The 16,966-nt window shown below is 43.0% G+C and carries 12 protein-coding genes; 3 read left to right on the top strand and 9 right to left on the bottom strand.

Going from position 1 to position 16,966, the window contains the following annotated elements; all coding sequences use genetic code 11:
* Window positions 1-179 precede the first annotated feature (179 nt).
* The 3 genes from QUA45_RS15700 to QUA45_RS15690 all read right to left on the bottom strand — a co-directional run bounded on the left by QUA45_RS15700 (window position 180) and on the right by QUA45_RS15690 (window position 3,278).
* Complete coding sequence (locus QUA45_RS15700; RefSeq protein WP_333097518.1) at window positions 180-842, bottom strand: cadmium resistance transporter; 663 nt, start codon at window positions 840-842, stop codon at window positions 180-182.
* Between the two features lie 20 nt (window positions 843-862).
* Window positions 863-1,567, bottom strand: a complete 705-nt coding sequence (locus QUA45_RS15695) for a cadmium resistance transporter (protein ID WP_333147948.1) — start codon at window positions 1,565-1,567, stop codon at window positions 863-865.
* 208 nt (window positions 1,568-1,775) lie between these two features.
* Window positions 1,776-3,278 carry an APC family permease gene (locus QUA45_RS15690; protein WP_333097522.1) on the bottom strand — a complete coding sequence of 501 codons (1,503 nt, stop codon included), beginning with the start codon at window positions 3,276-3,278 and terminating at the stop codon, window positions 1,776-1,778.
* A 387-nt stretch (window positions 3,279-3,665) separates the two neighbouring features.
* Between QUA45_RS15690 and QUA45_RS15685 the strand changes: the two genes are divergently transcribed.
* Window positions 3,666-4,580, top strand: a complete 915-nt coding sequence (locus QUA45_RS15685) for a LysR substrate-binding domain-containing protein (RefSeq protein ID WP_333097523.1) — start codon at window positions 3,666-3,668, stop codon at window positions 4,578-4,580.
* A gap of 137 nt (window positions 4,581-4,717) precedes the next feature.
* On the opposite strand, the gene QUA45_RS15680 is transcribed toward QUA45_RS15685, so the two are convergent.
* Both QUA45_RS15680 and QUA45_RS15675 read right to left on the bottom strand, forming a co-directional pair.
* Window positions 4,718-5,563, bottom strand: coding sequence for a prohibitin family protein (locus tag QUA45_RS15680; RefSeq protein WP_333097525.1), 846 nt, complete (start codon window positions 5,561-5,563; stop codon window positions 4,718-4,720).
* A gap of 56 nt (window positions 5,564-5,619) precedes the next feature.
* Window positions 5,620-6,822: an EAL domain-containing response regulator gene (locus tag QUA45_RS15675; protein WP_333097527.1), complete on the bottom strand. Its 1,203-nt coding sequence runs from the start codon at window positions 6,820-6,822 to the stop codon at window positions 5,620-5,622.
* Window positions 6,823-7,241: 419 nt separating this feature from the next.
* On the opposite strand from QUA45_RS15675, the gene QUA45_RS15670 reads away from it, so the two are divergent.
* The gene (locus tag QUA45_RS15670) at window positions 7,242-7,757 is read left to right on the top strand and encodes a heme-binding protein (protein ID WP_333097529.1); all 516 of its coding nucleotides are present in this window, start codon (window positions 7,242-7,244) and stop codon (window positions 7,755-7,757) included.
* Here QUA45_RS15670 and QUA45_RS15665 read toward each other — a convergent pair.
* From QUA45_RS15665 to QUA45_RS15655, 3 genes are all read right to left on the bottom strand, one after another.
* On the bottom strand, window positions 7,744-8,160 hold the full coding sequence (locus QUA45_RS15665) for a secondary thiamine-phosphate synthase enzyme YjbQ (protein WP_333062634.1): 417 nt from the start codon (window positions 8,158-8,160) through the stop codon (window positions 7,744-7,746). The genes QUA45_RS15670 and QUA45_RS15665 overlap by 14 nt on opposite strands.
* A gap of 96 nt (window positions 8,161-8,256) precedes the next feature.
* Window positions 8,257-9,357: a glycosyl transferase gene (locus QUA45_RS15660; RefSeq protein ID WP_333097530.1), complete on the bottom strand. Its 1,101-nt coding sequence runs from the start codon at window positions 9,355-9,357 to the stop codon at window positions 8,257-8,259.
* A 343-nt stretch (window positions 9,358-9,700) separates the two neighbouring features.
* Window positions 9,701-10,714 carry a hypothetical protein gene (locus QUA45_RS15655; RefSeq protein WP_333097532.1) on the bottom strand — a complete coding sequence of 338 codons (1,014 nt, stop codon included), beginning with the start codon at window positions 10,712-10,714 and terminating at the stop codon, window positions 9,701-9,703.
* A gap of 122 nt (window positions 10,715-10,836) precedes the next feature.
* Here QUA45_RS15655 and QUA45_RS15650 point away from each other — a divergent pair, with 122 nt between their 5' ends.
* Window positions 10,837-11,403, top strand: a complete 567-nt coding sequence (locus QUA45_RS15650; RefSeq protein ID WP_333097534.1) for a hypothetical protein — start codon at window positions 10,837-10,839, stop codon at window positions 11,401-11,403.
* 4 nt (window positions 11,404-11,407) lie between these two features.
* On the opposite strand, the gene QUA45_RS15645 is transcribed toward QUA45_RS15650, so the two are convergent.
* A complete protein-coding gene (locus QUA45_RS15645; protein ID WP_333221460.1) occupies window positions 11,408-16,756 on the bottom strand; it encodes an AAA family ATPase in 5,349 nt (1,782 codons plus the stop codon).
* Window positions 16,757-16,966 lie beyond the last annotated feature (210 nt).

Here is a 16,966-nt window from a genome sequence, read left to right as displayed (position 1 = left end):
TTTTAGCTCGGTTAATTAGTTCATTATTAACTTAGCATAATAGGTGATATATGGCAAGTAATTTAGACACTATTTTAAGGAAAAAATTGGCAAGGTAAAAATGATGAGTTAGAACTTATGAACTCCATAAAAATTATCTACCTATAGAGGGATGGAAGTTGCGGAACCGGGGCTAATTCCTAGTTAGAGTGAAACGCCGGAAGCAGCCGATAACTACCACTTTCAATCAGAATGAATATTCCCAAACCAATCAATACAAAAGGGACAACAGCCTTGGTATAGCGAGTCAAAATATGAGCGATCGCCCTTTGGCGAGTTAATCGGTAAGCGACATAAGACCAAACACCTACCATCACCGAGAAAACCGCCAAAATCACCACCAAGCTCGGCAAATCGCTGCTAGCAAACAGCGGCAAATAAATGCCGATGTTGTCTCCCCCGTTGGCCACTGTTACCGCAGCCACATTCAAAGTTTGGGGATTGAAAAGATTGACGAGTTTTGACAGTAAAGATGAGTTAGATTGACGGTTAAATTCGCCAGAGACGGCTTGTACGTCATTTTCCTGATTTTCTCTCTTGACTAAGTGACTGATGCCGATCGCGATCGGAACCAAACCCAGCAAGCCAATCCAAGCTTTCGGCACAATTAAACCGCCAAAAAAACCGGGCAAACTAGCAGCGATGAGTGCTGCAAATCCGAGGTACTTACCGAAAAAGATATGCCGGGGACGGAAAGTATCATTTACCTGGGCGAAGAACAGCATCGAAATCACCATATCGTCGATATTGGTTGCGGCAAAAGATGTAATCCCGGCAATAATCGCTGCTGCAATCCAATTCATGTGCTGTCCCTGCAATTTTTCTAAACTTCTGTTTCGCTGGCGTTACTTCTACTCATAGTTATCAAACAGAAACAGCAACCAACTAAAGATATTATACTTAAAGTTGGGCTTGCCAGAGTGCCGCTTTTCACCAGAATCGCCATTCCCAATCCGATCAAGACAAAAGGCACAATCTGATTGCCGTAGCGAGTCAAATTATCCGCAATCGCCCGCATCTGAATTAACCGATAAGCAGCGTAGCACCAAACGCCCACCATCCCGAAGAATACAGTGAGAACCACCGCCAAACTTTCTAAAGTATTGCTAGCAAAAAGCGGCACATATATGCCGATATTGTCGCCCCCATTTGCCACCGTCACCGCTGCTACGCTGTAAGTTTGAGGAGACAGAAAACTGCTAAAAAAAGATTTCTCAGATTGCTCTAATTCTGCCTCAGCTTCCGAATTGTCAGTTTCGGAATTCAGCAAGCGGCTAAGCCCGATCGCAATTGGCAGCAAACCCAGCATTCCAATCCAATCTGGCGGAAAGATTAAGCGGCCAAAAAACCCCGGAAGGCTAACCAAAACCAGTGCAGTAAAGCCCAGAAACTGACCGAAGATAATATGCCTGCGCCGAAATACTGCATTCACCTGTGAGAAAAACAGCAGCAGAATCAGAATATCGTCTAGATTCGTAGCCGTAAAAGCTGTCATGGCGGTAGAAGTTGCTGTTAATAATTCATTCATTTCTGTGTCTCCTGATATTTTTTATTTCGTTGTAGTCGCCGGAATAGTATATTAGCAAATCGCTCTCCGGATTCCCAAAAATTAAACTTTCTTGTGGGCTGTTGTTCCTAGCCAACCTTTGAAATGCTGCTCGACAATGCTGTAAGAACTCAGTAAAAACCCCGTTGCTAAAAACTTTTCGTCCTGAATGCGAACTGATAACTGCTAATCAAAAACGATCGCTGTCAAAGGGAACGGCTTTGAATCGAACACCACCATAAATTGCATTTTCTTCCTCGAATTTGGCGTGAATTGCGTCAATACCCTGCTGCATCGAGCCCGTCAGTTCAGGAGAACGCAGCCGCTGCCAGAAAAACCATCCGCAAGTAACCACCAAGTACATCAAGAACAAGTAAGGAAACGCATCGTAAGGAGCTTCTGGAGGTGGGAACATAGTGCTGCCTGGAATGCCCACGCTGCCCGCAACCGGAATCATCATAAATGCGATCGCCACAGCCGAGAACGCTACATCTCGCAGGCGCAACTTACCAATTTTGTGCAGGTAAACCGGGGCTGCGATCGAAATTAAGACGTACACGGTTAAAAATCCGTAGCTGCAAATTGCCCCCAAATAACCCATACAATCGAACAGTTTGATGTCAAACATAGACATCACCGCCGGCACAATAAATGTCAGAAATGTACACATCGTTACTGCAACGTGGGGAGTTTTATTAGAGGAATGCGCTACACCTAATGAAGAGTGAAACAAACCGTGGCGCGCCATCATAAAAAATACTCTCGCCGCTGGATTGATGCTGCCGAGCACGCAAGCAAAAAAGCTAAATAAAGCGCCGAAAGCCACTAACTCTCCCAGCCAACCCATGCCCACTTGTTGTGCCAGAAAACTCAGAGGTTCTTCAGTATTAGTAATAGAAACTCCAGTACCGCTAAAACCCAAAACCTCAATATAGGTCATCAAAATGAAGAATAAGCCTGCCATCACAGCGCTGCCCATGACAGCCCTGGGGATATTTTTTAAGGGTTTTTTCGCTTCGTCGCCCAGAGATGTAGCACTTTCAAAACCAGAGAAACCAAACATTACTAAGACAAGCCCCGTCGCTATGTTCCCCGGAGTTACGCCTTCCAAAGTCAGTTGCGACATATCTAAGGCAAAACCTTTGTGCGCCCAGATGATAATTCCTAAAAGTGCGATCGCCGCCACCGATGCTCCTTCCAGCCACAGCATCGCCATAGCTGAAAGCTGGATATCTTTGTAACCTGCATACCAAGCAACGCCAGCCCCGATCGATAACAGCGTAATCGGTGAGGGATGGATGCCTAAATGACCGATGAAAATACCCGTAAAGTTGGCAAAACCGCACAAAACGGCCATCGCAGTAAATAGATAAGCCAGTACCAAACTCCAGCCGCAAATTACGCCTGCAGTCGGGCCTAGTCCTTTAACAATATAAGAATAAAGAGAACCTGCAGAAGCCGATCGACTCGCAAATTGGTTGATATTAATGCTGACAAATACTAGACCGATCAAGCCGATCGCAAAACTCAGCCAAGCCCCGTTACCTGAAAGAGCGACAATTAACCCTATATTAGAGGCTGGTATCGTTGTAGGTGCAATGACGGCAAAGGATTGAGCTAAAACCTCCCCGAAGGAGAGACAGTCCGGCTTTAAGCCGTGGGGACTGTGATTTTTTGGCGTTTTCTTAGTCATTTATCTTCTCTCTTTTTGTCGATCGACTTTTGGCGATCGGCTTAAACTTGTCGGTGCTGCTTCAGTATCGGACCCTGCGTTAGAAGCTTAAGTATCACCTTAAGGCTCTTCAGGGGTAGAATCAAATGTTGTTTTTTATCAAATTAATAAATACAAGTGATGCAGTGCCGCGGCCAAAGACCTGTGGGAAGACCAGACGTATCTGTCGCCACCAGCTCCAACCCTTGACCTTAAAAGGAAAATTGAAATAGCGGCTGCCAACCGTGCTTTATTGGCAATTCCAACCTGTACAAGATAGTGGACAAGTTCAGGTCAAAGCTTAGCCGCAATAGATTTTAGTCTCAAAAAATAACTGTATTTAGTAAAAGGTTACTCAGCATGGCCGGAATGACACTTGACCAACTGCGAGTTTTTCTAGCTGTCGCGGAACACCTACACTTCAGCCGCGCAGCGGAGGAACTTTACATCACCCAACCTGCTGTCAGCGCGACAATCCAAAGCTTAGAGGCGCAATACGGAGTAAAACTATTTCACCGCATCGGCCGCCGCATCGAAATCACAGATGCTGGGAAGTTGCTGCAAGTTGAAACTCAGAAAATTCTCGACCAAGTTGCTTTGACTGAGAGAGGTTTGCGGGAGTTGAACGACTTGCAGCGAGGCGAATTAAACTTGGGTTGCAGTCTGACCATTGGCAATTATTGGTTGCCTGACAAACTTAGCAAGTTTAAACAGCAATATCCTGGTATTTCCGTGAATTGTACTCTGGCAAATGCCGAAGAAATTTGTGCGGGGACGGCGACGGGAACATTTGATTTAGGTTTAGTGACGGGAGACATCAAAGCTTCGCTTAAGAACACTCTGGAGGAAGAAGTTGTAGGCAGCGAACGCTTGCTGATTGTAGTTGGCCAATCTCACCCTTGGTTTGAACGGGCAGAGGTGAGTTTAACGGAAATTGCGAAAACGGATTGGGTGATGCGAGAAGCTGGTTCTGGAGTGCAGCAAATGTTGGAACAAGCTTTGCAAAGTTGGGGCATTAATCCCCATGAATTAAATGTAACTTTAGTTTTGAATAGCAGCGAAATGGTAAAAGCAGTAGTGGAAAGTGGCACAGGTGCAGCGGCTATTCCTGAATTGATGGTAAAAAAAGAAGTGCAGCTATCTACACTGCGAGCGATTAAAATTATAGATAGCCAACCAAGCTCTAATGTATCTTTTGAAATAATTAAACCTGTTTTAAAACTGAAGCACCGACAGCGTTTTCAAACTAGAATTACTAAAGCTTTTGAACAGATATTAACTTAAGGTGCTGGTAATTGGTAATTCAGGACTGCCGCACGAATACTCACTAAAGCAGGTTTTTTACCCACATAAGAAGCTAAACTCCCTGTATTTGTGTAAAGAAACCCGGTTTCTGGCGACCCCTGCATCCAGGATTATAATTATCTTTCAACCAATTTCCTTAAGTCCAATAAATTTTTACCCCCATCACCAGTAATCAGCGGCAATTTCCCATCCCATTTTTCTATAGCCTGCCTTTCCAAAAGTTCTGGAGTCAAATTGTCCCGCAGCAACCTTTGCACCTCGGCTTCTCCCTTGGCTAAATTCACCTTCGCCTCGGCCTGTTTTACTGCCTTTAACGCTAAAAACTCCCCTGTTTTTGCCTCCTGTTCGGCAATTTGTTTCGCCTCCACTGCCTCGCTAAACCGCTCAGAAAAGTGAACGTGTACTAAAGAAATATCATCAACTGCAATGTGATACGTAACCAGCCTCAAGGTCAAAGAATCATCAACGGCGGCTTTAACTTCTCCCCGTTTAGTAATAATCTCTTCAGCCGTGTATTTAGCCATAACTGCTTTTAATACTTCTTCAACAGCCGGCTCTATAATGCGATCGACGACTTCTTTTTCGTCACCTATTTGTTGAAAAATAGCATTTGCTTCTTCTGGGATAATATGCCAATTGAGTGCTACATCTGTGAAAACATCTTGTAAATCTTTTGAGGAAGCTTCAGCGGAACTTTCCTGTTTTTGTACCCTGACTGTCAACTTTTTTACAGTATAAACTGTGGGGAATATTGCGTGGATTCCTTCTCCGAGTACCTGTTCTTGAACTTTCCCAAACTGCATCAGTACGCCCCGTTCTCCAGCGTTGACAATGACAAAAAATTTGGACAAAATAGCTAGGAAAACTATCAGTAGAGCTAGTTGAACAGCTAGGTAAAATTCCTTATTTTTTTTATTGCTTGATTTGAGTGAGTCAACGTTACTTCTGGATTCTTCTATCATATCCCACCCCGACAATCGCACTTAATTATAGGATCCACCTTGACTTAATAGATATTTTATTTTCCTGCCACCAACAACTGTTCAAAATCCGCTGCTGCCAAAGGAGGACTGAACAAATATCCTTGCATTATATCGCACTTATGGCGCCATAAAAAATCTTTTTCTGCTTCTGTTTCAACTCCTTCAGCAATTACCTCAAGACATAGACTGTGCGCCATTTCAATAATAGCTTTCACAATCGCTGCATTGGTGCAACCATCAGTGATATTGCTGATAAAACAGCGGTCTATTTTTAAAGTATCGAAAGGGTATTGCGTCAGATAGCTTAAAGAAGAATACCCAGTTCCGAAATCGTCAAGAGATATACAAACTCCCAAATTTTTCAAATGTTGCAAAGTTGCGATCGCGCTTTCGGCATCTTCTACCATCAAACTTTCTGTCAGCTCTAATTCCAAACTGCTCGCTTCCAAACCAGTTTCTGCTAAAATTTGGGCAACTCTGCTGCTGAGATCCGGTTGGTGAAATTGGCGCGGCGACAGATTTACCGCTATTCGGAGCGGAAAACCCGCATTTTGCCAAACTTGCATTTGCCTGCAAGCTGTCTGCAACACCCACTCGCCTAACTGTACAATGAAGCCAGTTTCTTCGGCATGGGGAATAAATTCTGCGGGCGAAATCAGCCCTTTTTCTGGATGTACCCAGCGCACTAAAGCTTCTGCGCTCATAATCTTACCTGTCTGGACATTGACTTGCGGCTGATAGTAAACTTGGAATTCTTCTCGTTCCAGTGCGTTGCACAAACTGGTTTTTATGTGTTCTAATTTGTCGGCAGTATTTTCGATAAATTCGCTGCCTTGCCCTCGCAAAATATTGTACTGTTCGGCGACAGCTTCTTGTTTTTTCAAGCGACTCGATATCGCGCCCACAAGTTCCGCTTTACTAAAAGGTTTAGTCAGGTAATCATCTGCTCCCAATTCCATACCTTGACGCATTTCAGAGCGATCGGCTTTACCGGTCAGAAAAACAAAAGGTACTGTAGCAGTAACAGGATTCGATCGCAAGGCCACCAGCACCCCATAGCCGTCAAGTTCTGGCATCATCACGTCGCAAATAATCACATCGGGAAGATTTGATACCGCCGCATATAAACCTTTTGCTCCATTTTCTGCACCCGTCACGTCGAAACCTTCAGCTTTGAGGAGTTTGAGAATATTCTCCCGAATTACTTGCTCGTCCTCAATCACTAGAATCTTTTTCATACGTCATTCCCTGAAAGCGACATAATTGATAGGCGTTACTGAACGCGATAAGCGTGGCAATAACTGAGAACGTACAGCTCGATCGGCCCAACAGCCGAATATTTTCCGATACAAATAGCAAACGCCTGAAAACACTAATTTTTCAAGCACAACTAGATTAATGTTTCTCTGTTTAGTCAGTGCCGTCCGTATTATTACGAGGTTAATTAATAATCTCTCAATTAATTCTAGGCGATCGATAGTTAGCAGCGCCTTAAATAACTGCTAAACTAATTGTGCCACCTGAACGATTGTCTGCAAACAATCTCAGCCTATTTATACCAGTTGCCAAAAACCATGCAACTGCAAGCAAGTTCCAAACCCTTGCGGAGTCAGTCTTCCCCATTCTTCAATGTAAAATCTCAACTTTTAAATCTCAAATGGTATTACCTACTGGATTCCCTGAACCCGCACAGATTGGGGTCATAGAAGTTAAGCAATATCCTCACTACCGCGCTGTCACCTACACCCATGCGGGCGATTTGCGACAAGCAACTGGCATCGCCTTCAATCCCTTATTTCAACACATCAGCAACAACCAAATTGCGATGACAACGCCAGTAGAAGCGCGCTACACGGAAAATTCCGGGCAAATCGATGCAGTTCCCCAAGCAGAAGTTTCGTTCCTCTATCCCGAACCAAATATCGCCCCCAGCAGCGTTAACTCCGCTGTAGAAGTCACAGATACTTCTCCGATGACAGTTGTCAGCATCGGCGTGCGCGGGGCCTACACTTGGGAAAGCTACGAAAATAACCTCCAGAAACTCAAAGATTGGCTTCAAGAACATCCTGAATACGAAATAGTCGGGCCGCCGCGCCGCTTTTTTTATAATTCCCCGATGACGCCGGAAGCAACTAAAATCAGCGAGGTACAAATTCCGATCAAGTGCCGCTGACGTGAACAACTAACTCGCGAATGTGGCCCCGCTGGCGGTGTTCCCACAGGTAAATTCCCTGCCAAGTTCCTAACAGCAACCTGCCGCGATCGATCGGGATTTGTTCGGAAGTGTGAGTCAGCGCAGTGCGAATGTGTGCCGGCATATCGTCTGGGCCTTCCGCATCGTGAATGTAGCGATCGCCCTCCGGTACCAGTTTAGCCAAAAAGTTAGCCAAATCCTTAAGTACATCCGGGTCAGCATTTTCTTGAATCACCAAACTAGCAGAAGTATGGCGCAAAAATAAACTACAAAGTCCCGTTTTAATACCTGAATTCGCCACCACATCTTCTATCTTAGGAGTGATTTTGCACAGAGATTTCCCTGTAGTTTGAATCTTGAGTATCTGTTGATAGTGATTCATTCGATTTTAGCTTTTAGATTTTGGATGAGACTGATGTAAAAGTCTTCTGTCGGCGGAGGTAGACTTTGTTTGTGTAAGATCGATTTCTAATCGCACTTATGAAAAATAGTCTACAACAGCTTGGGCGATCGCCTCCGTACCATTTTTATCCAATTTATCCGACAAACAGGGCGGATGCAGCGGTTGTCGCAAAAACTCCCAATCCCCCTCAAAAAACTCCGTCGCCGTCAAAATTTGATGTTCCGCATAATTTTGAATCCCTTCCAGCAACACCGCAGCTTCTGCAAAACCTTCTCTCATTATAGAAACAACAGGTATTTCCAAGCGCAAAGCTTCCGCAAAAGTGCTGTATCCCGGTTTAGAAACTAAGCGCCCGCAAACAGGCATAATATCAACCGGACGCGGTAAAATCGGGAAAAATTGTGCAAGCTCCTGATTTTTGACATAAATCAAATTCGGCAAATCGGGAGCTCCCGCATCAAACGTAATAAATTGCCACTCGCTAAATTGCTGTAAATTTTGATAAGGAATTTCTTCTAAACCCAGTCCGCCGAAAGTCAACAATACAGTTTTTTCCAGCGGTGTTTCGATGCCAAATACTTCCCGAATTTTTTCGTTACTGTAGCGAGGATTGCCGCCAGTCAAGCCCACATCTTGAATATTGGGGAAAGCTGCCATCGGTTCGTGCAAAGGAAGACGAAAAAGCCGATCGCACATTCCGAAACATTCACCAATCCAATCTGCCATTTCTACAAATTCCCCGCCCCAATCGCGATAGATAAAATCCCACCCAAAATTGCTCATCATCCAGCAAGGAACCCCAGCCGAGGCCGCCATTCGCGTTGCCAAAGGAGGAATGTCTGCCAGCACCAAACCCACCCGATTTTGATTGATAAAATTAACTTCGCTTGCAATTAGGGAATTTTGCTTTTTCCGAATTTCCCGTAATTTTTCCAGCGTTGCGTCTTTATCCATATTCAAACTGTCAGCTTGCACGACACCCACATCAAAAGCGCGGGGACGGTGAATAAAGTCGCCACCAATATAACATTCTAGCAGCCAGCGAGGTGCTGTTGTTGTGATAATTAGTAAGATATCTGGATTTAATTCTTGAATTTTTGCAGCTACGGACGCAACTCGGACAGCGTGGCCGAATCCGTGATTGGTGATGGCAATATATAATGTTGGTCGAGACATTGATAATGGGGAATGGGGAATTGGGAATTGGGAATTGGGAATTGGGCATCGGGGATCGGGAATTGCGGTAGAGATTGGAAGGCAACAATGCCAAGCTTCAAGCGACGCTCCACCAACAATGACACCATTAATAACTAATGACTAATGACTAAGCAGTTGTGTATTTAAATTGTATATTCCTGGCGTTCCTCTGAGCAACTTCCCAGATTTTTTTTCTTATTGACTATAATAAAATTAGTTTTTAATGATGAACGGCACTCCTCTATTTATGAATAAATTAAAACTCAAATTTTTCGTCATAACTTAATTATAATTGTACAGGGATCAAATATGCAAGAACTCATCAATCGGACGCGCCCTTAGACCAAACAGGCAATTGATTAATCTTGTCCAGCGTTATATCTACATACTTTTTACCGTCCGCCGCCAGATTTTCCCCAAAATATCCCTCATCCCCGTCGTGCTTGTGAGGGCCACTCAAAGCTTCTGCATAGCGGCCTTGCAAACGAGCTTGATTGAAAGGAGAAGTCGCGTACCAGTACCAGCGACTCGGAAAAACTATGCCGCCAATATCCTCAATTGAATCGCGAGTGCCGCGAAAGTGAAAAATGCGATCGGCTTCTGCAAAACCATTTTCTCCCGAAAACACGCCCCCAACCGAAACAACTGTAATTTCTGCCTTCAGCCATTCTTTAAGATAGCGAGTAGCACCCAAAGCAACTTGTGCGCCGCCGCTAGTGCCAATTAAAATAACTTTCAAAGGTTTTTGACGATTAACTGAAATGGGAGATTGAGCATTCATGCGATCGATAATTGCATTAGCAATTCCCTGATTGTATGCAAAGCCGTAGCGATAATCTAGAGAAATTGCAAACCTCCAAAGATTGCGAATTTTGATGAATATATCCCCCGCAATTGGCCCTTTTTGTGCCTGTTCTGCAAACCGCCAAAAAGGAGCTAGCCAGCGCTCTCCTCCTAAACTTTTGTTAGAAGCTGAATAAGGAAAAACATCGCCCACTGCTACGCACTGCGGGTGACTTTTAACTAAACCCTTGAGAAAAAACTCTTCACCAGGGGTTAATTCGTCCCCCGAAAAATCGCCAACTCCCGGTAAAAAGATGATATAACAATTGAGCTGCGAAGACTTGCGCGCTTCTAGATTGCCCTTGTTTGAGGGCAATATCTCCGGCGGATTTTTCTTGATCCCCAAAGTTTCTGCACTTTGATTCAGCCACCATATAACAGTCCCCACCGGGGAAAGAATGCCCCAAATTATCAGGATTACACCTGCGATGAGCAACAAATTTAAACTTCCCCCGCGCAACCATGCAAGTATCCGTAAAATCAATCTTAGCATTTAATAAAATCTGGTAGAATGCCAATTAATTACTTAATTACCTAGAAATAGTTCGGTGATTCTGCTGTATTAGAGCTTATTTTGTAAAAGTTGTCAACTATCTTGAGGAGCAGGAGTTCAACGTGAAGGGAGAAGATTCAATTGCAGGTTTGGGCGCAACGCTTTGGAACGCACTTTCTTTGAACGGCAATTTTTACGAAAAAACTCCCTACACTGGCAGAACTAAGCGCATAGCTTTAACAATTGTAATTTTAGCAGCGCTGTCCCGCGTGCTGGGCAGTGCCGTCATCTTGTTAATCAACCGAACTGAGCTATCAGTGTTATTTTTAACACTTTGGATAGATGGTTTGGCAGTTGCGGGGGGTTATTATTTTTGGACTTTTACTATCTTTAAAATCGGGGAGTGGCTGAAACCGGGTCACGTAGCTTATAGGGAGTTGTTGGTTCCGATCGGCTTTGCTTACGCGCCCCAAGTGCTGAATTTTTTAACCTTAATTCCCTTGCTGGGAGAAGGAATAGAGCGGATATTAGCTGTCTGGAGTTTGCTAGCTGTAATTGTGGCGGTTCGCCAAGGTTTGGATATTCAAACTCGCTGGGCGGTGTTAATTTGTTTTGTGGGTTGGCCGTTGATCCAAATTGCGATCGGCTTTGTGGAAGTAATTAAACAGTTGCTTTCACGATGGCTTTAATTCATCAATACGGCAGCAGTATTGTAAACTCGCTGCCCTCTCCATGTTCCGACTTGCAAATTAACTTTCCTCCATGCTGTTCTACCACGATTTGATAACTGATAGACAATCCCAAACCAGTCCCCTTACCTATCGGTTTAGTAGTAAAAAACGGATCGAATATTTTACCGAGCACCTCCGAATTCATCCCCACACCATTATCAGCAATGCGAATCGCTACTTGATTGCCTTCCGCGACTTCAGTGCAAATCTGAATTGTCGGAGTCTGTTTCCAGTCAACTTCACTCCCTCTTTCGTGACAAAAAGCATCAATCGCATTGGTCAGGACATTCATAAATACCTGATTAACTTCTCCCGGATAGCAGTTCACTAAAGGCAAATTGCCGTACTCTTTTATCACTTGAATATCAATTAATTTGTGATCCAAAATCATCAACGTGCTGTCGATACCTTCGTGAAGATTAACCCATTTTCTATCAGATTCATCTAACCGAGAAAAGTTTCGCAGCGACAGCACAATATCGCGAACCCTCGCAGCACCCACCCTCATTGAATCTATCATTTTAGTGAAATCATTCATTAAAAAATCTAAATCTATTTGCTGTATTTCATTTACTATTTCTGGTACGGGATTTGGGTAATTATTTTGGTATAAACGTAGGAGATTTAGTAAGTTTTCAGCGTATTCATTGGTGTAATATAAATTTCCATAAATAAAGTTAATCGGGTTATTAATTTCGTGAGCAATTCCACCGACCACTTGACCTAAACTGGACATTTTTTCACTTTGAATTAGCTGCACTTGAGTGTGGCGAAGTTCTTCCAGTGCAGTATGCAAATTCTCAGTTCTTTGGGCTACTCGCGTTTCCAGAATAGTATAAAAACGAGCATTTTCTAGAGAAATAGCTGCTTGTGCACACAGGATTCCCAAAATTTCTACCCTGTCGCTAGTAAAAGCACCTTTTGTTAAATTATTTTCTAAATAAAAAATTCCCGTAAGGTTGCCTTGATGGATAATTGGCAATACCAGGATAGATAGGGGTTGAGTGGCGGCAATATAAGGGTCAAATTGGAATTGCTCGGATCGGGTAGCATCATCTAAAACTAAGTATTTTTGGGTTCTTTCTACATAGTTAATCAATGAAATTGGGAGCATCTCGGATTCGGCAATCGGGAGAGATTGTAACAGGGTTACATCATTAAACTGACCTGTAAGTCCAGCTTCTATGAATAATTGATTACCTGTTTTGGCAAGAAATAATACTTTTTGAGCGCCTGCATTTTCCTTTACAAGCTGTACAAGTTTCTCTAGCAAACGGCTGAGGATAATTTCGCTCGAAACAGCTTGAGATGCTTTGACAACAGTTGGTAAATCCAGCATCAAGCTATTGTCAACAGTAGTGGTAGCAGTCATAAGATCAACATTTTTAGATATTGCTCCCTGATTGCGATCGACTAAATAAGGATAACGGGATTCTAAGTATTTAACTTTTGCTATAGCTCCCCAGCGGATGTAGGCATAATAAGCTTTTGTCAAATAAGATCGAGCAATTATGTCTTTATCCAAAGATTGATAAAACTCTCCAGCTAACTCATAAGCTAATGCTTCTTCTTGGATGTAACCGTTAGCCGCCGCTCCTTTAATAGCTAAGTCATAATAATCCATGGCTGCAAGTTTATCGCTGAAAAGTCGAGCTTTCTCAGCTTCAACTAACTCGTACTTGTGCTGATAATTCATGGGTGCATGGTAAGCCCACTTTTTCATAATTTGTTGATTAGAGTTAACAATAGCTAGGTATGCTTCTTGATTTTCACTGTCAGGATAGTGAGCGAGGAGAGCGAGCGAATAGTAGAAATTGTGTACCCCAACAGTGATTAAGCCGATCGCCCCATCTGCATATTCTGCCGCTAATTTACCGCGGGCAACAGCCGCAGCATAATCTTTCAATAAATAAAGCAGCATCAATTTAGCAACATAAGCTGCAAACAGCGACATTCGATTATTTTCTTTCTGCCAACGCGATATCACAGCAGGTTCATCCAACCTGGCGCTAACTAATCGTACTTGCTCTGCTGTTTCGCTTATTAAGCTTGAAGCAATTATTTGCCAAATTTTAGCATAACCTATGGCAAATTCGTGTTTATTTTTTACCAAAAATTCCATATAAATGCTTTGTTTCTCTTTGACATATTCTAGGGGTTCTCCCACCCAAAACAAATTGGTAATATAGTGCTTAGAATTATAAATTGCCCATTCTAAGTCACCACTTTCCAAACCAAAATTCCTTCCTTCGAGAAAGGAAGCAAGTGTATTTTTAGTAGACTCTTTCCAGATTCTTATATGACCATTAAACATTACATAAACCTTAGCTTTCTGTTGGCTAGCATTAAATTGTTCTAGCAGCTTTAAAGCAATTAGTCCAGCGTAGTAGCCAGCTTCGATGTCGCCTTCGGTGCCGCACAGAATCATTCCATAAAGAGTATAGGGAAAAGTAGCTAATGCTGAATGACCGCGATCGATACAAAGATTGACCATAGTCAAGACGAGGGAGGACACAATTTCTGGTTTGGCAATATAAGCAGGAGGATAGAGGGCTGTCAGGATTTCCATAGCTGCCAGTTGATAAGGATCTGTCATAACTGGCAGGTTTTCTAATTCCTCAATTCGCGGCAATTTTGGCACGGCAATGGTTTTGTTATCTAATAGGTTTACTCCCAGCATTTCCAGCACTTCTAGACCTGTTTCAACAGCTTTTAGCATCTGGCTTTGAGCCTGATAAAATAGGATTTTTAGCTGATACACTTTCACTATGTCAAGCTGGTGTTTCGCCGATCGCAAAACCACTTCTGCCAAAACTTCTGCTTGCTCAAAGTTGGTGTTTAAATATTCCGCTTCCAGCGTCTCTACATACAAGCGCAGCGTCATGCTATAGTTGCGCTCCCAGCTATCAGGTGCTAATAACGACATTCCCGCATTCAAATACTTAACAGCGGGTTCGTAAGCATTAGCTGCTTTTGCCTTATGTCCAGCAATTAAATTTAATCCGGCTAATTCATCTTTTTCTGATTGCAGGCTCAGACAATCCATTCCTACATTCAACTGGTTGATAATATCAAAAATTTTCTCTTCTACTTTATCAGATGGCGTATTTTCAAGTAGCAATTTACCTATGCTAAGATGAGTAGCTTTCTTTTCATCCTCAGGAATCAGCGAATATGCAGCTTGCTGGACGCGATCGTGCAAGAAATTATAGCTGATTCGCGAAGAATCGAAAGTTAAATTAGCTCCTGCTTCTCCATCTAAAAATAAAGGAATGAGGTAACTCTCATTCAATGGAAGTATTAACCCCGCTTGCAAAGCATCCCAGAGTTCAGTCGCAGTGACTGACGGAGATTTTGCGTTGACAGTAGAGAGAACATCTAAAGTGAATTTGTCCCCAACACAAGCGGCTAATTTCAAAACTTGTTGTGTAGTCTCTGGCAATTGTTGAATCCGACTGGCTACCAGTTCAACTACACTCTTATCTGTGATGCCAATAGCGTGAATCTCCTCAATGTTCCACTGCCACTCCCCTCTTCTTCCGGGAGACAGCAGCCGGGTAAAATCAAATCTCAAAAGTTTTTCTTGATAAAGAGTGTTGAGCAATTGCGTCAAGAAAAAAGGATTCCCACCAGTCTTATTCCAAATTAACTCCGCTAAAGGTTGAATTCTTTCTGAGTCATTCAATGTCTCAGAAATTAACTCAGTCACCTGGGCTAAAGAAAGAGGTTCCAGCACTAAATTGTTGAGAATACTCCCCGTGGCTTGAAGGCACTCTACTGTTTGCATTAAAGGATGTGTAGAGCTAACTTCATGGTCTCGATAGGCTCCAATTAATAGTAAATATTTGCTATCGGGGTCAGTCGCTAGCAATTCCATTAATTTCAAGGTCGCTGAATCTGACCACTGCAAGTCATCGATAAATATGACTAATGGATGCTCTTTTTGCGCGAATACGTGGATAAATTCTTTGAATAGCCTGTTAAAGCGGTTTTGTGCTTCTGTGGGGGCAAGTTCCGCAACGGCAGGCTGTTTGCCAATTACCAATTCTAGTTCGGGAATCACGTCAATAATTACTTGTCCGGCATCGCCTAGTGCGGCTAAAAGTTGATGTTGCCAATCTTGTAATTTTTCGTTATTTTCCGCAAGTAACTGCTGGATCAAAGATTGAAAAGCTTGAATTAAAGATGCGTAAGGTATATTCCGCTTGAATTGGTCAAATTTACCTGAAATAAAATAGCCCCGCTGTCTGGTGATGGGTTTTTGAATTTCGCTGACTACGGCCGATTTGCCTATACCTGAATAACCAGAAACTAGGATCAGTTCAATTTGGGAAGGGGAAGAAATTTCCTCACAAGGATTAGCTACACGTTCAAATGCTGCCAATAGTTCGCTGACTTGTGTTTCCCGTCCGTACAATTTTTGAGGAATCAACAACTGACTCAATATATCTAAGTTTCCCGGCGTAAAATCGACTATCTTGCCTGTAGTTTCTAACTGATGTAAACAAATTTCTAAATCGGCTAACAATCCGCCTGCTGTTTGATATCTACTTTCGGCATTTTTTGCCATCAATTTCATCAAAATTTGTGAAAGGGGTGGTGGAATGTCTGAATTAATTTGATGCGGTAAAATTGCTTGAGAAGCTATGTGACTGTAAACTATCTCTAACGGGTCGTTGCTCATAAATGGCAACTGACCTGTCAGCATTTCATATAAAGTGATTCCGAGAGAATAAAAGTCTGTGCGGTAGTCGAGGGTGCGGTTCATTCTCCCGGTTTGTTCGGGAGACATATAAGCAAAAGTACCGACTAGCGAGTTAGTATTATTAATTTGGGGGTTTTCTTTAGACAATCGCGAAGCAATCCCGAAATCGGTCAGTTTAATAATTCCTGTTTGGCTGTTGATGATGATATTGCTAGGCTTAATGTCTTTATGAATAATTTTTTGAAGGTGCAGATATTCTAAGGTTTTTATGAGTTGAATACCAAACCTCAAACAGGTGATGACTTCGAGCTTTTGTCGGGACATCAGGCGATCGAGAGATTCGCCATTAAAGTCTTCTAAAAGCAAGCCGAGACGGTTGTCAAAGGTTTCTAGGCTAATTACTTTAACTAGGCCCGGATGGTCTAAATGTTGGCGAATGCGATACTCGTGCTTGATCCGGGTAATTGCATCGAGGGTGGGATATTCAGCTTTCAGGATTTTGAGTACAGTTGTCTCCTGCTGGGTGGGGATTTTTCCTCGATAAATAATTGTTTCGATACCTTCGTGGAGAGTAGAGTGGATTTGGTATTGCGAGAGAAATTGCATCGAGTTCTGCTCAGAGTTGAAAATATATCTGATTCTAGTCGCTATTCGCTGTTGACTGTTGGCTGTTGGCTGACGGCACGACCACCCTCAACAGTCAAAAGTCTTGACATGGCAACTGTTATATGCTTAATTCAACCATGTACTTAGGCCAACAAAAATCAAGCTTTATTTACTCGGACAAGAATCTATTTAGAGATAAAATGATAGTAT

The organism is Microcoleus sp. Pol12A5 (assembly GCF_036701435.1).
Classification (GTDB): domain Bacteria; phylum Cyanobacteriota; class Cyanobacteriia; order Cyanobacteriales; family Microcoleaceae; genus Microcoleus.
This window is presented reverse-complemented; position numbering and strand designations above follow the sequence as displayed.